This is a genomic window from Ursidibacter maritimus, assembly GCF_009761395.1.
GTDB classification, from domain to species: Bacteria; Pseudomonadota; Gammaproteobacteria; order Enterobacterales; family Pasteurellaceae; genus Ursidibacter; species Ursidibacter maritimus.
The window spans coordinates 1-21,566 of the sequence record NZ_LEKN01000001.1; the positions used below are offsets into that span (position 1 = coordinate 1).

The following is a 21,566-nucleotide window of genomic DNA, read 5'->3' on the forward strand; positions in this document are numbered from 1 at the left end:
AACGACGCACCGTAAAACCTTATTCGTTCACAACAGTGCGTCGTTGTGTGGTGCGCATTATAGAGAAATCTGAACACAACGCAAGCACTTTTTTCAAAAAAATGGCAAAAAATCGGAAAAAATCACCATTTGTTGAAAATTTCAACTATTATTCTGCTATTTTCACTACATATAATTGGTAAGTCGGTAATGATTGAATTACAGAAACCTTACGCTGGTATGTATTAACATAGCTATCTACCGCTGGTTTTACTAACAAATAGTGATCTGCTTCATTCCAACTTTTTGGAGACCATAAATAATCATCAAATGCAATGACTCCACCAACCCTTACTAATTGGTGAGCTAATAGAGCATCTAACAATACATCTGGAGCTTCGTGAGAACCATCAACATAAACGAAATCAAAATAACCTTTCTTTCCTTCTACTAGTAATTCCATCATTTTAGGGTGTGAATACCCTTTGCACTTAAAAAGTGTTGTTCTTGGGAATTGCTGAATAGCTAGACGCATATTGTGTTCAAATACTTGCTCTACGGTATCCATATTCCAATTTTCTTTATGTTCTAGTCCACCTTCCCAGCTATCTATACAATAGATTTCTATAGTTTCTGCATATTCACTCATCTTTTCCATAAAATGAAGCGTTGAACGTCCTTCAAATGAACCTATTTCTAAAATTCGTATAGGTTTCAATTGATTAAAAATAATATCTAAGGGGCTGAAGTAGATTAGTAATTATGTTAATCTATAAAAATGAAGATAACTCATTGTAAATTAAAGAAATCCACACAAAAAGACTGCTTGAATTTTTGTACTCGAAGTGACCGCTCGTTCAGCTGCTGATATTCTTGGTATTCAACCTAACTCAGCGATTTTGTTTTACCATAAAATTCGTCAAGTCATTAACTACCATTTATCCCTTGAAGCCAATGATATTTTGAGGGAAAAATCGAATTAGATGAGAGCTATTTTGGTGGACATCGTAAAGGAAAACGTGGTCGAGGTGCAGCGGGAAAAATTGCTGTTTTTGGTATATTAAAACGGCAGGGAAAGGTGTTTACAGTGGTTGTTGAAAATACCAAGATGAAACGTTATTCCCTGTTATTAAAAGGAAAATCAAGCCTGATAGCTGGGTTTATACCGATACTTATCGTAGCTATGATGCCCTTGATGTGAGTGAGTTCCGCCACGAGCGAATTAACCATTCTGAGATATTTGCCGAGCGAGAAAATCATATCAATGGGATTGAAAATTTTTGGAGCCAAGCTAAGCGAGTATTTCGAAAATATAACGGAATAAACCGAAAATCTTGAAGGAATGTGAATTTCGGTTTAACTTTGGTACACCAAAACCACAGTTAAAAACCTTGCAAAAATGGTGTGATATTTAGGGCTAATCTACTTCAGCCCCATATCTAAACTAGGAATATTGTGACTAAACCAATCTGTTTGAAAAATATATTCAGTTGGTTGGTTGGCATAGCATAATGTCTCCGCAATAAATAATCTTCTAAACTATAAAGGATTCTATCTAATATCACCTAATTTGTAAAAAAATACTGGACATAATTTTGTGTTTTATGCCAGAGTAACCGTATATATTACCCATTTTTCAATCTAAACACCAAAAAACAGTTCATCTCTAAATTTATCAGACCAACCCGCTGCTGTGAGTTTCTCTTCCATTCCTTTGCATCCATCAGCCAATCACTCACTTTTAGTCTGCGATAACAACGTTCGTCAATGCGACTACGTTCTGCATCAATATCTTCAAAGCACGTTATCATTTCTTGAGCTCTCTCGACTTATTTTGTGAAAATAGGTTTCCACTTCAGACTGAAACTGGCGGTGGTTCTTCTTCAAGGGCATCACCTCATCGACCTCTTTCTCGATGATTTTTGATGCAATTTTCTTCTGCGTATTCATGGCATCCACCGTGATAATCGCATTTTTCACACAAAAACTGTCTAACACTTCCATCACTGCCAGCGGTTCATTTTTCTTACCGCTAGATCGACTCTAGCATCGTTATGCTATGCAAGGGAGTTGTGCTCTTGTTGTGAGCTTATCTCATTGATAAAATTCAGCAAAACCTCTTTAAATGCTTGTGGGTTCAATATGTTTTATGGTCGTGCTATGGTATTATCAACAGGAATGCCTTGTTCAAAAGAACGATATTTTCGCAACCAATCCAAGTGGAATTCTCCAAACATTTTGATTTATGTCCAACTGTTGACATCTGAAATCACAGCAGTGACAACAAGAAAGACGATATCTAAAAATGGGTACTTTTGATTATATGCTCTAGGAGGGTCAGATAAATGCTCGAAAAAACGGACAATACTCATTTTACAACCTATATTGATGTGGAATATGAGTTTCCATCAGATCATAAATTGACAGAAAATGCGATATTGTCCTGAGCGTTAATCTACTTCAGCCCCTTATTTTTTTATAAAACAAACTCTTTTTATGCTAACTTTTGCTCTTTTACAAAAAAATCATCCAATCTCACCGCTTGTAAGCTATAATGGCAAAAACACTGTATAAAATCACATAAAAGAGGCGTTGTGATGGATTTTTCTTTATTGTTAGATGGATTAAATGATAAACAGCGAGAGGCTGTTGCTGCTCCATTAGGTAACTATCTTGTATTAGCTGGAGCTGGTAGTGGTAAAACTCGGGTATTAACGCACCGCATTGCCTGGTTAATCGGTGTGGAGAACATCCCGGAATCAAGTATTTTGGCTGTGACCTTTACTAATAAAGCCGCAGCAGAAATGCGTCATCGTATTGAACATACCTTATCTCAATCTAGTGATCACCGACTATTTGGAATGTGGGTCGGCACTTTCCACAGCATTGCTAACCGCTTATTGAGAATGCACTACCTTGATGCGAATCTTCCGCAAGATTTTCAAATTATGGATAGCGAAGATCAACAACGCCTGATTAAACGCTTATTGAAATTACATAACATTGATGAAAAGCATTTTCCACCAAAACAAGTCGCTTGGTTTATCAATGCTAAGAAAGATCAAGGGTTAAGAGCAAAAGATATCGAACCTAATGATGATGCTAATACTAAAAAATTAGTTCAGATCTATCAAATTTACCAAGATGCTTGCGATCGTGCAGGTTTACTCGATTTTGCAGAGTTACTCATTAGAACTTATGAGCTATTTAAACAAAATAAATTGATTTTACAGCGCTATCAACAACGATTTCGCCAAATTCTCATTGATGAGTTTCAAGATACCAACAACATTCAGTATGACTTAATTCATTTACTTGCAGGCAATAGCAGCAATGTAATGATTGTTGGTGATGACGACCAATCAATTTATGGATGGCGTGGTGCTCAAGTTGAAAACATTCAACGCTTTTTAGACGATTACACCAATGCACAGACCATTCGTTTAGAGCAAAATTATCGCTCTACGGGGAATATTTTAAATGCAGCTAATGGCTTGATTGCCAATAATGAAAACCGATTAGGTAAGAATTTATGGACAGATAGTGGCGAGGGTGAGCCCGTTGATATTTATTGTGCCTTCAATGAGCTTGATGAAGCCCGTTTTGTTGCATCACAAATTAAACAATGGAAAGAAGATGAAGGAGAGCTAAATCAGTGTGCAGTGCTTTATCGTAGCAACAGCCAATCACGTGTTATTGAAGAAGCGCTTATTCAAGCAAGTATCCCTTATCGTATTTATGGTGGAATGCGATTCTTTGAACGCCAAGAAATCAAAGATGCTTTGGCATATTTACGCTTGATTGCTAACCGCCAAGATGATGCTGCTTTTGAACGTGTGGTAAATACGCCACCACGTAGTATTGGAGATCGCACCTTAGATATTTTACGACAGCTCACTCGTACACGCCAAATTACTTTATGGCAAGCTATTCAAGTTGCTGTTCAGGAAGAGCAACTTTCAGGGCGAGCTGCATCGGCTTTATTACGTTTTGTGGATTTAATCAATGCACTTGAGCAAGAAACAGAACAAATGCCACTTTTTGAACAGACTGATTTTGTTATCCGTAAGTCTGGCTTATACGAAATGTATAAACAAGAAAAAGGTGAAAAAGGTGAAGTTCGTATTGAAAACTTGGAAGAATTAGTCACTGCTGCACGTCAATTTAATAAACCTGATGAAGCAGAAGAAATGAGCGATCTGACTGCTTTTTTGACTCACGCATCATTAGAATCAGGTGAAACCCAAGCGTCACCACACCAAGATTATGTGGAGCTGATGACTTTACACTCAGCAAAAGGGCTTGAATTTCCACGAGTATTTATTGTTGGTGTAGAAGAAGGAATTTTTCCAAGCGGAATGAGCTTTGATGAAGGGCGTTTGCAAGAAGAACGGCGTTTAGCTTATGTCGGTATTACCCGAGCGAAAAAGAAACTCACAATTAGCTATGCGGAAAACCGTCGTTTATATGGTAAAGAAGAGCGTCATTTACCTTCCCGATTTATTGCCGAATTACCTGAAGAGCACATTCGAGAAGTCCGTTTGCGTGGTAACATCAATCGACCAGCTCACTTTTTTGCAAAAAATTCCCCAAAACCAACCGCTTCTATACTAGAGGATAGCCCTTGGAAGATGGGGCAAAAAGTCCGTCACGAGAAATTTGGACAAGGTACAATCATCAATGTCGAAGGCAGTGGCGATCAAACTCGCTTACAAGTTGCTTTTGTACAACAAGGGATTAAATGGCTGATTGCCAAAATGGCAAATTTAGAAAAGCTATAGCATTAGAAAAGTGAGCAAGAGAAAATGAAGCAGAGTGTTTATGATAATCCGATTTTTTTTGCTAATTATTTAAAATTGCGAGAGAACCCGATTAGCCTAAATGAGATAGTCGAAAAACCAACAATGTTCTCGCTTTTGCCCGATCTTAATCACAAGCAAGTGCTTGATTTAGGTTGTGGCGTCGGAGAGCATCTTATCCATTATTTGCAACAAGGAGCAAAAAAAGTGGTGGGCTTAGATCTTTCTCAATCAATGCTAGCACAGGCAGAGCAAGGTTTTGCAAAAAATGGTTATGATCAAACCGCTTATCGTTGTTACTGTTTACCAATGGAGCATTTAGATCAGATTGAGGAAACTCATTTTGATTTAGTGACGAGTTCTTTTGCTTTCCACTATGTTCAAGATCTGAAAGGCTTATTACAACGTATTCACTCGAAACTAGCTCCCAATGGTATGTTAGTTTTTTCACAAGAACACCCAATAACCACGTGCTTTCGTGAAGGAGAACGCTGGGTTAAAGATCAAAATAAGCAGCAAATAGCCTATCGCCTTAACTTTTACCGAGAAGAAGGATTGCGAAATAGAAATTGGTTTCAGCAACCTTTCAAAACTTATCATAGAACCACTGCGACTATTTTAAATTGTCTGATTGAAACTGGATTTGAGATTTCAAAGGTGGAAGAGCCGATGTTAGCAGATCAGACAGAGTGGCATAATGAATTTAAAGATTTACGTCATCGCCCACCATTACTGTTTATAAAATCAGTAAAAAGAGAACGATAAAACTCAGTTTTTCTATCCACAAATCCTGTGGATAACTTTGTGGATTATTTTAATTAAAATCGCTTAACCCTTTATAAATACTGGGATCTTTATTGCTAATTTACAATTGATTGCAAAATAACTTGTTGTTATAAATCAATAAGTTATATTTTGACTAGGGTTGTATTGTAAAAAAACAAAAAAATTTATGAAAGATGCTACTTGACAATATTAGCCTGTGTACAACTTAAACGAATGGTTATTTATTTTTTTCATAAAATAATTCAATAAAAAATCTAGCTTTATTATGTAGAAGGTCTAAAATTCCCTCCAGTTTTACTTTTAATTTTAATACTTCGGAGCAAATTATGCAGACTATTGTTATTGTCGGCGGTGGAGCTGGCGGATTGGAACTTGCTACTTATTTAGGAAATAAAATGGGTAGAAAGAAAAAGGCAAATATTATTTTAGTTGATAAAAATATTAGCCATTTATGGAAACCCTTACTGCACGAAGTCGCTACAGGCTCATTAGATGATGGTACTGATGCGTTGAGTTATCGTGCACACGCTAAAAACCATGCTTTCGAATTTCAACAAGGAACATTAACAGGCGTCAATGCTGCAGAAAAATTTATCACTCTTGCTCCTATTTATAGTGAGAAACAAGAGTTACTCGTGGCAGAGCGTAAAATTTCTTATGATAAATTAGTCATTGCTATTGGTAGTCGTTCAAATGACTTTGGCACTCCTGGTGTTGCAGAGCATTGTATTTTCTTAGATAGTTCAGAACAGGCAAAATTATTCCATCAACGAATGATGGAGCTTTTCTTGAAGTTCTCGAATAACAATGAGAAAGAAGTGCATATTGCAGTTGTAGGTGGTGGCGCCACAGGTATTGAATTATCTGCGGAGCTTTATAATACCGTTAAAAATTTAAACTCTTATGGCTATGGTAAATTAAATAACACAAGCTTGAAGGTTACTCTGCTTGAAGCAGGAGACCGTTTGTTACCTGCTTTGCCAGAGCGTGTTTCTGCGTCTGCAATTAAAGAACTGCGTGAGTTAGGCGTCAATGTAATGACGAATACAGCTGTCGTTGAAGCAACGGAGAATTCGTTGATCACTAAAAATGGTGAGAAGATTGAAGCTGATTTAATGGTTTGGGCTGCTGGTGTAAAAGCATCTGAAATCACTACGAAATTTGGTTTTGAAACAAATCGCCTTAACCAAATTGCAGTAAAAGATACTTTGCAAACATTAAGTGATGATTCCGTTTATGTAATTGGTGATTGTGCATTTTTAATGCAAGAAAATGGTAAACCTGTACCGCCAAGGGCACAAGCTGCACACCAAATGGCTTCTGCTTGTGGTAAAAATATCATAGCTCAGTTAGAGGATAAGCCATTAAAAGCTTTTGTATTTGATGATAAAGGATCTTTAGTCTCTTTCTCTCGTTTTGGCACTATTGGCAGCTTAATGGGCAATTTAACGAAAGGATCTATGTTTATTGAAGGGAAAATTGCAAGGATTGCTTATTTATCCCTATATCGAATGCACCAAGTTGCACTACATGGGTGTGTAAAAACGGGATTAATAATGCTAGTAGGACGAATTAACCGATTCCTGCGTCCAACGATGAAGTTACACTAAATAGCTAAATGATAGGGGGAATATTCCCCCTTAATTTTTCTACAATTATTCAATAATACTTGGCAGTTCTGTCATTGGCCAGCGAGGCTTAACACTAACGGAAAGATCAGTTTGCTCACCATTTTTTAGGCGAATAAACCCAGCATAAGCAATCATTGCACCATTATCCGTACAAAATTGGGGGCGAGGGTAGAATACTTCGCCTTTTAATTGTTGCATCAATTCCGCTAGATCGGCTCGCAGCTGTTTATTTGCACTCACGCCACCTGCAATAACCAAACGTTTGTAGCCTGTTTGTTGCAAGGCTCGGCGGCATTTAATTATCAATGTATCAATAACAGCCTGTTGAAATGCGTGAGCGATATCACATCGAGTTTGTTCATCTAGTATTCCTTCGCTATTTAAATTTGCATTGATTTTATTGGCTGCAAAGGTTTTTAGCCCAGAAAAACTGAAATCAAGACCTGGACGATCTGTCATTGGACGTGGAAAAGTAAAGCGACAAGCGGTTCCTTTTTCTGCTAATTTTGCTAACGCTGCTCCACCTGGATAATCTAGCCCGAGTAATTTAGCTGTTTTATCAAAGGCTTCTCCTGCGGCATCGTCAATAGATTCACCCAATAACTCGTATTTCCCGACATTTTCGACTTTGACTAATTGGGTATGTCCACCAGAAACAAGTAATGCGACAAATGGGAATTCGGGTGCTTTTTCTTCTAGCATTGGAGCAAGTAAATGCCCTTCCATATGATGAACCCCCAAGGCTGGTACATCCCACGCATAAGCTAATGAGCGTGCAATAGTTGATCCTACTAATAATGCACCTACTAGCCCAGGCCCTGCGGTATAAGCAACGCCATCAATATCATTGGGGATTAAATTTGCTTCTTCTAATGCAGCTTGAACCAAAGGTAATGTTTTACGAATATGATCGCGTGAGGCTAATTCGGGAACAACACCACCGTAATCGGCATGCATTTCAATTTGGCTGTATAGCTGGTTTGCAACTAAGCCGTATTGTTCATCATAAATTGCGACTCCAGTTTCATCGCAAGAAGTTTCTATTCCTAAAATACGCATCTTGATTATCTATTCAAAGAATTGGAAGGATATAAATATTAAAAGGGCGTATATCGTACGCCCTAACGGTATTTGTGCAAAAAATAAAGTGAATCTTACCGCTTAGAATTGCTCACCATAAGCTGGTTTAGTTGCATCAGGGAAGGTTTTATCTTTATTTTGTTCAATTAATGTCGCTGCTTTTTGGGCTGAATCAGTAATCCCCATAGCTTCAAAAGATTTTTGTAAATATGGTAAGGCTTGTTGTGTCGCTTGAGTATCTGGATAATAACGAAGCATATCTTCTACTCTGTTTACAACGGCAACATAAGCATCACGTTTCATATAATATTTCACAATATTTAGTTCGTGTTTTGCTAAACGATTTCTTAAATATGCCATCCAGTTTTGTGCATCTTGAACATATTGGCTATGTGGATAATGTTGCACGATACTTTGGAAGTTTCCAAACGCATTACGAGAAGTTTCAACTGCACGTTTAGAATCATCAACACCAAATAAATCTTGGAACCAATTATCACCTAAACGAGCATTACTTAAACCTGCAAGATAGAATACATAATCCATTGAGGCACTATTAGGGTAAGTACGAGCGAAACGTTCTGCCGCATCTAGTGCTTTATAATATTCGCCTAATTTATATTGTGCATAAATCACGCTTAGCTGAATTTGTTCACCATAAGCGCCTTGTTGGCTGATAACATCAACAGCCTCTAAGTAGCGAATTGCATTGTTATAGTCACCATCCTGTAAGAATGTTTGGCCTTTGTTATAAAGTTCTTGAGATGGAATACCTTCAAATTCATTTTTATTTGAATTTGAACAGCCAGAGATAATACAGGCTGCTAGAATAAAAGATGCAATTGAGCTGAATTTACGCATAATGATTTACCTATAATAAGTGTCTGCGATGAAAAGTTAATGTACAATGGCGTTCGACTCGCCATTGTTTACAAAGTTCATCTAAAAGTGGCGTTATTTTATAGGACATCATACAAGAAGAAAATCATAATTTGGAATTTTATAGAGAATGACTCAACAAATTACGCTACAAACAGAAGTAACCCCTGATTTACTGGGAGCAAGATTAGATCAAGCACTTGCACAATTATTCCCAGATTATTCACGTTCCCGTATTAAAGTTTGGATCGAAAATAATCAAGTGTCAGTGAATGGCACTATTATCAACAAAGCTCGTGAAAAAGTTTTTGGCGGTGAATATATTGAAATTCAAGCCGAAGTAGAAGATGAAGTACGTTTTGAACCTGAAGATATTCCACTCAATATCGTATATGAAGATGATGATATTCTTGTAATCAACAAACCAAAGGATCTTGTCGTTCACCCTGGCGCAGGAAACCCTAATGGTACCGTTTTAAATGCATTACTATATCATTACCCTGCTATTGCAGAAGTGCCGAGAGCGGGAATTGTCCATCGTTTAGATAAAGATACAACGGGTTTAATGGTGGTAGCCAAGACGATTCCTGCTCAGACTCATTTAGTTAATGCTCTCCAAAAGCGTAAAATTACGCGTGAATATGAGGCTGTGGCAAGTGGGATTATGACTCAAGGCGGAAAAGTTGATGAGCCAATGGCTCGTCATCCAACAAAACGTACCGCAATGGCAGTACACCCTATGGGGAAAGCCGCGGTAACTCACTATCGAATTATGGAACGTTTCCGTAATTATACCCGTTTACGCTTACGTTTAGAAACCGGGAGAACCCACCAAATTCGTGTGCATATGGCTCATATAGCACACCCACTGCTTGGTGATCAACTTTATGGGGGCAGACCTCGCCCACCTAAAGGTGCGAGTGAAGATTTTTTAACTGTTCTTCGTAATTTTAAACGTCAAGCTCTTCACGCTGCGATGCTACGTTTAGAACACCCGATTACAGGCGAATTAATGGAATGGCACGCACCTTTGCCAGATGATTTTGTTGAGCTAATTGAGGCTCTTAAAACTGATTATCTTCTTTATAAAGACGATTTGGATTACTAATTCAATATTTCTCACTTTAGCAATCAGTTATTGCACAAGCGGTCAGATAACGAGTAATTTTTGCAAATTATTGTCGCAATCTGACCGCTAGGTTTGCGTGGTATTCCTCATGACTGTACTACTCAACTCATTCAAGAGAAAGCCCTTGAAAGTATTAATGATGTTAAATAGTCAATAGGTGGTTATGTACGTTACTACAATAAAGAATCAATCGAATTAAATCAAAACTAAAGGAACTAACTTCGATATAATATCGAAATCAGTCCTTTGAATAGCTATCTAGCTTTTGGCAGGCAAATCATCTAGGATAGCTCTTACTTTAAAATAAACATTGGCGTCCTACTGACAGGATCAGGGTGGATTTCTACATCAAGATCAAAAACCCCTTTCAGTAATTCTGCATTCATAACTTCATCTGGGGACCCTTCTGCGATCAATTTTCCCTGTTTCAAAACAACCAAATAATCGCAATAGCGACAAGCCTGATTCAGATCGTGTAATACCGTAATTACCGTTTTTCCTTTCTGTTGCAAATGACGCATCATCGACATTAACTCAGCTTGGTGATTGAGATCTAAATAAGTCGTCGGCTCATCTAATAAAATAATATCCGCATTTTGAGCTAATGTCATTGCTAGAAAGACTCTCTGCTGCTGTCCTCCTGATAAGTCACTCACTAACTTATCAGCTAATTCAACAACTTGAGTTTGTTGCATTGCTTGCTCCACTAATTGTTCATCTTTTTCACTTAGTTTTCCCCATAAATTTAGGTAAGGAGATCGCCCATAGGCAACCAATTCTCTTACGCTAATGCCTTCGGGAACAAGATGCTGTTGTGGCAAGAATGCTAAAATTTTGGCATATTCTTTAGCAGATATTTGCCAGATATCTGAGGATTTATGGCGAACCTTACCATTTTTAGGTTTTAGTAAACGAGCTAATGATTTTAGTACCGTTGATTTACCGCAGCCATTTGGTCCAATAAGACCAATAATCTTTTGGCTGGGTAAGGTTAAATTAAGATCTTGTACAATCACTTTATCGTGGTAGGCAAGCTGAAGGTGTTCTACAACTAAACTCATTATTTGGTTCTCATCAATAAATAGAAGAAATAAGGTGCACCAAGAATAGCAGTTAAAATCCCGGCAGGGATTTCAACAGGTGGAGCAATAATACGAGCTAAAATATCGGATAATAATAGTAAGATAACACCAAGTAATAAGGCAGCAGGTAATAATCTTCGGTGACGACCTCCGACTAAATGCCTTGCTAAGTGTGGTGCAACTAATCCTAGAAAAGCAATAGGTCCGCAAATAGCAACAGCTGTCGTCGCTAATGCAACAGATAAAAGCAAAATTAAAATTTGAGTTTTGCTGATATGTACACCTAATGTAGCTGCTTTTTGCTCTCCCAAAGCTAAAGTATCTAAATCTCGACAAAATATAAAAGGTAATGGTAATAAAACAAGTAGCCAAGGTAATATAACGGTAAGGTAAGACCAACTTCTTCCCCATAAGCTCCCAGTCAGCCAAAGCATTGCTGAATTGATATCGAGCGGATTAGAGAGCATTAAATAATGGCTAATTGCCGCCCATAACGCAGAAAGTGCGACACCAATAATAGCCATTTTGATCGGGCGGAAATGAAAGCCACATATAATCCATAAAATCACAAAAGACAGAATACCACCAATAAAAGCAAAAATAGGTAGCCAGTAGAAAGCAATTCCAGGAAAGAAAATTAAACAGAGAACAGCAATAAGTCCTGCAGCATTATTGATACCTAAAATATCAGGTGATGCAAGAGGATTTCTTACTACACTTTGAATCAACACTCCTGAAACAGCTAGTGCTCCGCCCATCAATACCGCTAGAATGGCTCTAGGTAAGCGATATTCAAAGAGTGTGAAATAATGCGGATTATTCGGTTCTTGTAAAATTTGCCATATTTCCTGTAATGACAGGCTATATGTACCAAGCTGTAAGCTCAATATAAAAAGCAAGAGCGTAATCATGAGCGTTATAGGATAAAATCCAATTTGCAAAAAATAGCGTAAAACAGACCGCTTAAATATATTCATTAACGCTTTCCTTTTGCAAAGAGTACAAAAATAGGCGCTCCGATGAGAGCAAGAATGGCTCCTGCGGGAATTTCACTTGGGAAAGTAACTGCTCGGGCAGTAATATCTGCCAGTAGCATTAGACTTCCACCTAAAATCATCGACATCGGCAAGGTTTTACGCAAATCATAACCGATATAGTAGCGAGCTAAATGAGGAATGAGTAACCCAATAAATGCCATAGGACCAGCAATACTAACGCTTGAGCCAATAATTAGCAGCGCTACAATGTTAGCCAGCCAACGTAAGCGAAATAAATCGACGCCTAAAGATTGGGCAGATTCATCGCTTAAATTCAATAAATTGAGTTGCTGAGCAAAAAAAGTACAAAACATGACACTAAGCAAGAAAAAGGGAAGAATAATCCACCATTCTACCCAGCGAGTATGAGCAATCCCGCCTGCTAACCAGTTAAGAATATTAGCAGCGTGATCTTCTGCAATAATAATGACTAATTTGGTTAATGCTGCACAAAATAGTGAAACCGCAATCCCTGCTAAAATAACACGATGACGATCGGAGCTTGAACGCCAACCGCCACTAATTAGCATTACCAGTAACCAACTTAAACCACCACCGACACTGGCGATAAACGCAATACTATATCCTAAAAAGAAAGCTGGTATTACAGCCGTTGCGGTAACCATAGCCAAACTTGCCCCCGCATTAACACTGAGTAGGGAGGGAGAGGCTAGAGGATTACGGGTGATCGTTTGAAGTAACACACCTGCAACAGCAAGATTTGCCCCCATTACTATCGCAACTAAAGAACGAGGTAAACGCAAATCCAAAATTGTAATTTGGATCAGTTCATCATGACTGCCATAAAAGGCTTCAAGGGCTTCAAACCCTGATATAGCCGTTGGGTAGTACAAAAAAAGACTTCCCCATAGAAGCATAATTAACGCAACAATGGGGAAAAACCAATAAACAAATGTTCTCATTATTTCGTAGATTTATTCACAAAACCTTGCAATTCTTTAGCGATAATTTCAGCCGCATCAATGCCACGAGCTCGAGACCAGAGATTGCCATCAACAGTCATAATTTGGTTATTTTTTACCGCTGGAATAACTTTCCATAATGCTTCATTTTCCCATTTTTGGGCAATGTGTTGGTCACGATAATGAGTTAAAATCATTAATTCTGGTTTCTCTGCCACGACTTGCTCTAAGCCAACAACACTATTTGGTTTATTGTCAGATGCTGCTTTAGGCATTTCAAAACCGAGTTTTTCAATTAAGCCACCAGCATAAGATTCATTGTTGTGTAAATGGAATTGAGTTTCACTAGAGACTCCCATAATCGCTTTTTTTCCTTTCGGTAAACTTTTAGCAATATCACTAATATATTGTTCGTGTTTAGTGATACGTTCTTTCATTTCAGTTGATTTACCCAATAAATCACCGATTTTCTGTGCGGTTTCTAAATTTTCCGCATAGTTCTCGTTACGAGAGTTAAACACAACTGTTGGAGCAATTTTCTTTAACTCTTCATATACGGCTGAATGGCGGTTATCATCTGCAATAATTAAATCGGGTTTTAATGCTGCAATTGCTTCTAAACTTGGTTGGGAGCGAGTACCGACAGATTCCCAAGGCTGAACTTTATCACGCACTTGCTGAAGAATACGAGTTTTATCATTATCATCAGCTACACCAACAGGACTCACGCCAATTTGAGCAAGAGCATCAACATAAGAATATTCCAACGCTACTATTCGTTGCGGTACAGTGTCTAATATAAAATCGCCTTTACGGTCTTTAACTGTAACCGCATTTACGAATTGTGTTGTAGCGAAAAGAGAAAGAGCGACAGCCGTATTCAATAACTTTTTCATAACTATTTTCCTTTGGTTTTGTGAATGAAATCTTTTGTGCTAATTATTTCGTAGATTTACTTACGAAACCTTGTACTTCTTTAGCAATAATTTCAGCCGCTTCAATACCACGAGCTCGAGACAAAAGATTACCATCTACTATCATAATTTGATTATTTTTTACCGCAGGAATTGCTTTCCATAATGCTTCGTTTTCCCACTTTTTAGCGATACTTTCATCACGATAGTGAGTTAAAATCATGAATTCTGGTTTCTCTGCCACTACTTGCTCTAAGCCAACAACACTATTTGGTTTATTGTCAGATGCTGCTTTAGGCATTTCAAAACCGAGTTTTTCAATTAAGCCACCAGCATAAGATTCATTATTGTATAGATTGAATTGAGTTTCACGAGAAATGCCAATGATCGCTTTTTTTCCTTTCGGTAAACTTTTAGCAATATCACTAATATATTGTTCGTGTTTAGTGATACGTTCTTTCATTTCATTTGATTTACCCAATAAATCACCGATTTTCTGTGCGGTTTCTAAATTTTCCGTATAATTCTCGTTACGAGAGTTAAACACAACTGTTGGAGCAATTTTCTTTAACTCTTCATATACGGCTGAATGGCGGTTATCATCTGCAATGATTAAATCGGGTTTTAATGCTGCAATCGCTTCTAAACTTGGCTGGGAGCGTGTACCCACAGATTCCCAAGGCTGAACTTTATCACGCACTTGCTGAAGAATACGAGTTTTATCGTTATCATCAGCCACACCAACAGGACTTACTCCAATTTGAGCAAGGGCATCAACATAAGAATACTCCAGCGCCACTACTCTTTGTGGCACAGTATCTAATGTAAAATCGCCTTTACGATCCTTAACTGTCACCGCATTTACGAATTGTGTTGTTGCGAAAAGAGAAAGAGCGACAGCCGTATTAAATAACTTTTTCATAATTAGTTTCCTTTGGTTTTGTGAATGAAATCTTTTGTACTAATTGTACAACAAAATGCAAATGAGAATAATTATTTTTTATTAAGTTTGCATTTTAATAATTAGACACTTACAAATTTTTCATCAAATCTCACCGCTTATTACGCTATTCCGCTATAATTAGCCCAATTTTATTGACAGAAAAACTCACAATGACAACAAAAACGACTTATTTTGCCACCACTGCTCGTGGCTTTGAAGAAATGCTAAAAAGCGAATTAGAGCAAATCACTGATGCACAATGTAAAATTGCTCAAGGAGGTGTGCACTTTACTACCGATCAAACAGGAGTGTATAAAGCCTTATTGCATAGCCGTTTGGCATCTCGTATTTTATTACCATTACTTCAAACTAAAATTTTTAGCGATAGTGATTTATACGCCTCTATCGTCAGTTACCAATGGGCAGATCTGTTTGATCCACGAGATACTTTTTTTGTTGATTTTAATGGTACTAACCAAGAAATCCGCCACACTCAATTTGGAGCGATGCGCGTAAAAGACGGAATCGTCGATTATTTCGAACGTAAAGGTTTTGCTCGCCCAACAGTAGATAAGATTAACCCTGATGTACGTATTCATGTTTATTTAGATCGTGAAAATCTTGTGGTTTCTTTAGATTTAAGCGGTGATGCGTTACATATACGTGGCTATCGTGAAGATACAGGGAAAGCTCCGCTACGAGAAACGCTAGCAGCAGCAATTATTTTACGTTCAGGTTGGAAAAAAGGAACAGTATTAGTTGATCCTATGTGTGGTTCCGGAACCTTGTTAATTGAAGCAGCTCAAATGCAAGCTAACATTGCCCCACAAATCAACCGTCAAAAATGGGGATTTTATGCTTGGAAAGGGCATAGCCAAGCCTTATGGAAACACGTATTCGATCAGGCGGTTGAATTGCAAAAAAATAGTGAAATCTCACCGCTTGCTAATTTTTATGGTTTTGATCTTGACCATCGAGTACTGGCGAAAGCACAACAAAATGCCGAAAATGCAGGGGTCGCTCATTTAATTCAGTGGCAACAAGGTGATGTTGCAGCACTTAAAAATCCATTCCCAGAGCAAATAGGAACAGTCGTTTGTAACCCACCTTATGGTGAGCGTTTAGGAACAACACCTGCACTGATTGCTCTCTATTCAGTATTTGGGCAACGCCTTAAACAACAATTTGCAGGTTGGAATGCGTCTATTTTTAGTGGTGAGCCTGAATTATTAAATTGCTTACGCTTACGTTCCGCTCGCCAATTTAAAGCCAAAAATGGCCCATTAGATTGTGTGCAAAAAAATTATTTCATTAGTGATCGAGCGGTTGAACAAAAAACAGATCTCGTTTTTGAACAAACAGCTCACGCTGGGAAAGATGTCGCACAGGATTTTGCTAACCGTTTAGCCAAAAATATCAAAAAAATGGAGAAATGGGCAAAACAGCAAGGTATTGACGCCTATCGCTTATATGATGCAGATTTACCTGAGTATAACTTAGCTGTTGATCGCTATGCGGATCATATTGTGGTGCAAGAATATGCGGCTCCAAAAAATATTGATGAAAATAAAGCTCGCCAAAGACTATTAGACGCAGTATCAGCCACGCTCTATGTGACTGGCGTAGAAACAAATAAATTAGTGCTTAAAGTACGTCAGAAGCAAAAAGGCACAAACCAATATGAGAAATTAGCGAATAAAGGCGACTACTTTTATGTGAATGAATATGGGGCAAAATTATGGGTAAATTTAACAGATTACCTTGATACGGGGCTTTTCCTCGATCATCGCCTAACGCGTAAAATGGTTGGTACAATGGCAAAAGGTAAAACCTTTTTGAATTTATTTGCTTACACAGGGTCTGCAACCATTCACGCGGCATTAAATGGTGCAAAATCTACCACTACCGTAGATATGTCAAATACTTATCTTAACTGGGCGGAACAAAACTTAGAGTTAAATAATTTATCACTTCGCCATAATCGTCTATTCCAAGCAGACTGTTTGCAATGGCTGGCAGAATGTCGAGAACGTTTTGAGTTAATTTTTGTTGATCCACCTACGTTCTCAAATTCCAAACGAATGGAAAATAGCTGGGACGTACAACGGGATCATATTGAGCTACTCAAACAACTCAAACGTATTTTAACCAATGATGGTACTATCGTGTTTTCCAATAATAAACGTGGATTTAAAATGGATTTTGAAGGGTTGGCACAACTAGGGCTCAATGCAGAAAATATTTCACACAAAACTTTACCCCTTGATTTTGAACGCAATCCGCATATTCACAACTGCTGGATCATCACTCATCAAAAAGAGCAGTTATAAGAGAGTAGAATGTTAGATATAGTTTTATACGAACCTGAAATTCCACAAAATAGTGGTAATATTATCCGCTTATGTGCAAATTGTGGTTTTCGCTTACATATGATTGAGCCACTTGGTTTTGCTTGGGACGATAAGAAATTACGCCGTTCTGGGCTTGATTATCACGAATTTGTCGATATTCAGAAATATAAAGATTTTGATGATTTTATCACCAAAGCTAAACCAAAACGTTTATTTGCATTAACAACAAAAGGCGAACCTAACCATAGCGATGTTCAGTATGAGTTAGGTGATTTTCTGATGTTTGGACCAGAAAGTCGTGGTATTCCTAAAGTTATTCTAGATAGCTTACCAATGTCTCAAAAAATTCGCATTCCAATGTGTAAAGATAGCCGTAGTATGAATTTATCCAATTCCGTTGCTGTTGTCGTATATGAAGCGTGGCGACAGTTTGGTTATCAAAACTCAGTGGCAAGGCAGAATATTTAATCAAATGATAGCCCTTAATAAGTCGAATTATTAAGGGCTATTTATTAGTTGATATTAAATCTTACTGGCACAGTTAATGATGTCGGGAAACCAACAGGTGGCGGAGAATTCATTTTGGTACTTTGTGCCGCTTTTACAGCCGCTGCATCTAAGCTACTATTTCCAGATGAATTGATCACACTTACATTAGTGACTTGCCCCGATGCAGAGACTGAAAATGCTAAAGTAACAACACCAGTCTTACGCATCATTCGTTCTCTCTGCGGATAACTATTTTGAGCCCGTTGCTGTAAAGCTCGTTGTAATTGTGCTTTATAAGCACCAATTTCACTGCCAGAAGCACTTGCGTTCGAGCCACTAGATGTTCCAGTAGTTGCTGTTGATGCCGTAGAACCATTCAACGTACCTTGTTTTACATTATTACTCTGAATTGGAGCTGGTACTGCTTTTGCTACAATGCCTTGTCTTACTTCAGGTGCTTTCTCCAATGCCTTAACAGGTTTCTTAATTTCTTTTGGTTTCTCTGGCTCTTTGCGTTTCTCTTCTTTTGGCTTTGGTTTCTCTTTCGGTTTTGGTTTTGGCTTTTCTTTTGGTTTCTCTTTCGGTTTCTCGATAGGTTTCACTGGCTCAGGAATCGCTTCTGGCTCTTCCTCTTCTGGATCTGGTTCAGGTTCTGGCTCTGGCTGTTTTTCTTCCACAACCTCTTCAGGCGCAGTTGCAACAGCGGGTTGTTCTAGCAACGCCGCCATCATCTCCATCGAAATACTGGTTACTTCTTCTACTGGCTTTTCTGGTTTTGGTTGATTGACAAGCCACCAAATACCTGAGCATAAAGTACTATGTGCAAGTAAAGAAACAATAAAACCAACCCGAGAATATTTTTTTTCCATCTTCTCGCCCTATTTTGCTGTTTCTTTCTTTGTTACGATTGCGACATTTTTAATTTCATTCGCAGCTAATACATCTGTCAGCTCAACAAACTTCTCAAATGCAACTGCACCATCTACTTTCAAAGTTACTTTTTGTGTTTTATCCCAAGTTGCAATCTCACTATTCAGCATTTCTTTAGTGATTGGCTTATCATTGTAAAAGAACTCGTTATTCTCTGTAATAGTCAATAATTTAGCAAGTTCATCCGCTTTCATTGCTTGAGTCGTTGAGGCTTTTGGTACATTTACCTGAATCTTTCCTTGAGAAATGAAGGAAGCTGTAACAAGTACAATCGCAAGTAAAACCAACATAATGTCAATGAAAGGAATAATATTGATTTCATCAAATTTTTTCATAATTTTTATCTCAAATGGTAAATTTATTCGTAAAAATAACCGCTTAACTATGTTATGTAAGTAATTTAACTACGTGATTTACGCACATCTAGTGCTTGCCATTTGAGTTTATTTTCTTCTACTTTACGTCCAAAGCCGTTGTAGAACATCATTGCAGGAATCGCTACTAAAATACCAACAGCAGTTGCTTTAAGCGCTAGAGATAAATGCACCATTATAGAGGCTGCATCAATTTCACCACCTGAATGCCCCAACTCGTAGAATGTTAAAAGAATACCAATTACCGTACCTAATAGACCGACATAAGGTGCATTAGAACCAATAGTTGAAACAGTTGTTAAATTATGCGTTAAATCAATTTCTAGTTCTTGCAAAGTTTCATAGTTAGTAACGTTTACCTTACGATAAAACAAAATACGCTCAATGATCTTCGAAAACAGAATTAAGCTCATCAGTGCAAGCAAACCCAAAATGATGTAGTCAATATATTGTTGTAAAAAGTGAAATAGTTGTTCCATGGTATAAAATCCTCCTGTAAGTAAAATATAAAATAAATAAGATTATGTATTTGAGAATAGTTCGTATTATATGCCTTTAACTCTAAAGTTCAAATGAAATTCATTATGCGAATCATTCATTTAATGATATATTCTTGGCACTATTGCTTATTTTTTAGGAAAAATATGGAAGAAACTTTTATTGAAATAACCCCCCAGCAAGCTTGGGATATGATGCAAAATGAAGGAGCTGTTTTAGTTGATATTCGAGATGCAATACGTTTTAGCTATAGCCATCCACAAGATGCATTTCATTTAACCAATCATAGTTATGGTAAATTTTTAGATGAATATGATTATGATCAGCCAATTTTAGTAAGCTGTTATCACGGAGTAAGTAGTCGCAATACCGCGCAATATCTTGTTGAACAAGGCTTTGAACGTGTTTATAGCGTTAAAGGTGGTTTTGAAGGTTGGGTAAGAGCAGATCTTCCGATAGAAACAGCTTACTAACTAGCAACAAGCGGCGAGATGAAGTCAAAATATTGCAAAACTTTGATATAAACCCACCACTTTACCATAAATCATGAAGGAAAATAAAAATTATGTGGAAAGAGATATTACTAAACTACGGCATTTTCTTATTAGAACTCTTAACCGTATTTGGTATTGTTGCTGTTGTGATGATGATTATTCTTGAAAGCCGTAAGCAACCTGAGACAGGCACAATCACCATTACAAATTTAACAGAAAAGTATCAAGAGCAAGAAAAAACGCTGAGTAGCTTATTTTTAAGTGAAGCGGAACAGAAACATTTAGAAAAACAAGAAAAGAAAGCACAAAAAGAGAAAGCTAAGTTAGAAAAGAAACGCTTAAAAGCAGGTGAAGAACCATCCGAAGAAACTAAATCACGTCTTTTTGTCTTGAATTTTAATGGTGATGTTCACGCCAGTGCTGTAAGCAGTTTACGTAAAGAAATTGATGCGCTAATTGCACTAGTTAGTCCAGAAAAAGATGAAGTCTTATTAAAATTAGAAAGCCCTGGTGGTGTTGTACATGGTTATGGATTAGCCGCATCACAATTGCAACGTTTAAAAACGCGTAATATTCCCTTAACCATTGCGGTAGATAAAGTGGCAGCAAGTGGGGGGTATATGATGGCTTGTGTCGCAGATAAAATTATTTCTGCACCTTTTGCTGTGATTGGCTCTGTTGGGGTTGTAGCTCAAGTACCCAATATTCATCGTTTATTAAAGAAAAATGAGATTGATGTTGATGTAATGACTGCTGGCGAATATAAACGCACAGTAACCTTCGTGGGTGAAAATACAGAAAAAGGTAAACAGAAATTCCAACAAGAATTGGAAGAAACGCATCAGTTATTTAAGCAATTTGTACAAGAAAATCGCCCACAAGTGGAAATTGAACAAGTCGCAACAGGGGAACATTGGTTTGCTACACAAGCGATTAAATTGAATCTTGTCGATGAAATTGCAACAAGCGATGACATTGTGCTCAATGCGATCAAGGAAAAAGATGTTATTGAAGTAAAATATCGTCAAAAGAAAAAGCTGGCTCAACGATTAGGTGACCAAGTAGAATCACGTATTGAAAATTTGGTTTCCAAGTTTTTACATAAGAATCGTTCACCAATGTTGTAAAAATGACAATATTTTTATTCTGTAAAATTTTTCAAATTGATGAAGAAATAGACTTCCAAAATCGCTAAAAAATGCGTATTATACCCACCCTTGAATCAAAAGGATATTTTCCTTATGGAAA

19 protein-coding genes and 1 pseudogene are annotated in these 21,566 nt (G+C 37.5%); 9 read left to right on the forward strand and 11 right to left on the reverse strand.

The genetic code is table 11. The features are described 5' to 3' along the window. Positions 1–148: 148 nt before the first annotated feature. Complete coding sequence (locus A1D26_RS00005) at positions 149–733, reverse strand: class I SAM-dependent methyltransferase (protein WP_218213639.1); 585 nt, start codon at positions 731–733, stop codon at positions 149–151. Positions 734–757: 24 nt separating this feature from the next. On the opposite strand from A1D26_RS00005, the pseudogene A1D26_RS00010 reads away from it, so the two are divergent. The 4 genes and pseudogenes from A1D26_RS00010 (at position 758) to A1D26_RS00025 (ending at position 7,174) form a co-directional block, all read left to right on the forward strand. Then, positions 758–1,394: pseudogene (locus A1D26_RS00010) on the forward strand (IS1595 family transposase). Between the two features lie 1,182 nt (positions 1,395–2,576). After that, on the forward strand, positions 2,577–4,760 hold the full coding sequence (gene uvrD, locus A1D26_RS00015; protein ID WP_157402098.1) for a DNA helicase II: 2,184 nt from the start codon (positions 2,577–2,579) through the stop codon (positions 4,758–4,760). 24 nt (positions 4,761–4,784) lie between these two features. Next, on the forward strand, positions 4,785–5,543 hold the full coding sequence (locus tag A1D26_RS00020; protein WP_157402099.1) for a class I SAM-dependent methyltransferase: 759 nt from the start codon (positions 4,785–4,787) through the stop codon (positions 5,541–5,543). A gap of 347 nt (positions 5,544–5,890) precedes the next feature. Next, positions 5,891–7,174, forward strand: coding sequence for an NAD(P)/FAD-dependent oxidoreductase (locus tag A1D26_RS00025; protein WP_157402100.1), 1,284 nt, complete (start codon positions 5,891–5,893; stop codon positions 7,172–7,174). Between the two features lie 45 nt (positions 7,175–7,219). Here A1D26_RS00025 and tsaD read toward each other — a convergent pair whose 3' ends face one another. Together tsaD and A1D26_RS00035 are read right to left on the reverse strand one after the other, a co-directional pair. Then, positions 7,220–8,254: a tRNA (adenosine(37)-N6)-threonylcarbamoyltransferase complex transferase subunit TsaD gene (gene tsaD, locus A1D26_RS00030; RefSeq protein ID WP_157402101.1), complete on the reverse strand. Its 1,035-nt coding sequence runs from the start codon at positions 8,252–8,254 to the stop codon at positions 7,220–7,222. Between the two features lie 102 nt (positions 8,255–8,356). Continuing rightward, positions 8,357–9,136 (reverse strand): outer membrane protein assembly factor BamD, encoded by a 780-nt coding sequence (locus A1D26_RS00035; protein WP_157402102.1) that lies wholly within the window; start codon positions 9,134–9,136, stop codon positions 8,357–8,359. A gap of 148 nt (positions 9,137–9,284) precedes the next feature. Here A1D26_RS00035 and rluD point away from each other — a divergent pair, with 148 nt between their 5' ends. Continuing rightward, complete coding sequence (gene rluD, locus A1D26_RS00040) at positions 9,285–10,262, forward strand: 23S rRNA pseudouridine(1911/1915/1917) synthase RluD (protein ID WP_157402103.1); 978 nt, start codon at positions 9,285–9,287, stop codon at positions 10,260–10,262. 314 nt (positions 10,263–10,576) lie between these two features. Here rluD and fecE read toward each other — a convergent pair whose 3' ends face one another. The 5 genes from fecE to A1D26_RS00065 are packed head-to-tail and all read right to left on the reverse strand — an operon-like array spanning position 10,577 to position 15,161. Beyond that, positions 10,577–11,344 carry a Fe(3+) dicitrate ABC transporter ATP-binding protein FecE gene (gene fecE, locus A1D26_RS00045; protein ID WP_157402104.1) on the reverse strand — a complete coding sequence of 256 codons (768 nt, stop codon included), beginning with the start codon at positions 11,342–11,344 and terminating at the stop codon, positions 10,577–10,579. Further along, positions 11,344–12,342, reverse strand: a complete 999-nt coding sequence (gene fecD, locus A1D26_RS00050) for a Fe(3+) dicitrate ABC transporter permease subunit FecD (protein WP_157402105.1) — start codon at positions 12,340–12,342, stop codon at positions 11,344–11,346. Before fecD ends, fecE begins: the two co-directional genes overlap by 1 nt. Continuing rightward, on the reverse strand, positions 12,342–13,325 hold the full coding sequence (gene fecC, locus A1D26_RS00055; protein ID WP_157402106.1) for an iron-dicitrate ABC transporter permease FecC: 984 nt from the start codon (positions 13,323–13,325) through the stop codon (positions 12,342–12,344). The genes fecD and fecC overlap by 1 nt, the downstream gene beginning before the upstream one ends. Further along, positions 13,325–14,221 (reverse strand): Fe(3+) dicitrate ABC transporter substrate-binding protein, encoded by an 897-nt coding sequence (locus A1D26_RS00060; RefSeq protein ID WP_157402107.1) that lies wholly within the window; start codon positions 14,219–14,221, stop codon positions 13,325–13,327. The genes fecC and A1D26_RS00060 overlap by 1 nt, the downstream gene beginning before the upstream one ends. A 43-nt stretch (positions 14,222–14,264) precedes the next feature. Then, positions 14,265–15,161, reverse strand: coding sequence for a Fe(3+) dicitrate ABC transporter substrate-binding protein (locus A1D26_RS00065; protein ID WP_157402108.1), 897 nt, complete (start codon positions 15,159–15,161; stop codon positions 14,265–14,267). A 191-nt stretch (positions 15,162–15,352) separates the two neighbouring features. On the opposite strand from A1D26_RS00065, the gene rlmKL reads away from it, so the two are divergent. Both rlmKL and trmL read left to right on the forward strand, forming a co-directional pair. Beyond that, a complete protein-coding gene (rlmKL, locus tag A1D26_RS00070; protein ID WP_157402109.1) occupies positions 15,353–17,512 on the forward strand; it encodes a bifunctional 23S rRNA (guanine(2069)-N(7))-methyltransferase RlmK/23S rRNA (guanine(2445)-N(2))-methyltransferase RlmL in 2,160 nt (719 codons plus the stop codon). Between the two features lie 9 nt (positions 17,513–17,521). Beyond that, the gene (trmL, locus tag A1D26_RS00075) at positions 17,522–18,001 is read left to right on the forward strand and encodes a tRNA (uridine(34)/cytosine(34)/5-carboxymethylaminomethyluridine(34)-2'-O)-methyltransferase TrmL (protein ID WP_157402110.1); all 480 of its coding nucleotides are present in this window, start codon (positions 17,522–17,524) and stop codon (positions 17,999–18,001) included. A 44-nt stretch (positions 18,002–18,045) separates the two neighbouring features. Here the strand turns inward: trmL and A1D26_RS00080 are convergent, their stop codons facing one another. From A1D26_RS00080 to exbB, 3 genes are all read right to left on the reverse strand, one after another. Then, positions 18,046–18,891 (reverse strand): energy transducer TonB family protein, encoded by an 846-nt coding sequence (locus A1D26_RS00080; protein ID WP_157402111.1) that lies wholly within the window; start codon positions 18,889–18,891, stop codon positions 18,046–18,048. A 9-nt stretch (positions 18,892–18,900) separates the two neighbouring features. Next, entirely contained in the window at positions 18,901–19,287 is a 387-nt protein-coding gene (gene exbD, locus A1D26_RS00085; RefSeq protein ID WP_157402112.1) for a TonB system transport protein ExbD, read from the reverse strand. Between the two features lie 65 nt (positions 19,288–19,352). Next, a complete protein-coding gene (gene exbB / locus A1D26_RS00090; RefSeq protein WP_157402113.1) occupies positions 19,353–19,805 on the reverse strand; it encodes a TonB-system energizer ExbB in 453 nt (150 codons plus the stop codon). A gap of 165 nt (positions 19,806–19,970) precedes the next feature. Here exbB and glpE point away from each other — a divergent pair, with 165 nt between their 5' ends. Both glpE and sohB read left to right on the forward strand, forming a co-directional pair. Continuing rightward, entirely contained in the window at positions 19,971–20,297 is a 327-nt protein-coding gene (gene glpE / locus A1D26_RS00095) for a thiosulfate sulfurtransferase GlpE (protein WP_157402114.1), read from the forward strand. Between the two features lie 92 nt (positions 20,298–20,389). Further along, a complete protein-coding gene (gene sohB, locus A1D26_RS00100) occupies positions 20,390–21,445 on the forward strand; it encodes a protease SohB (protein ID WP_157402115.1) in 1,056 nt (351 codons plus the stop codon). Positions 21,446–21,566: the final 121 nt, after the last annotated feature.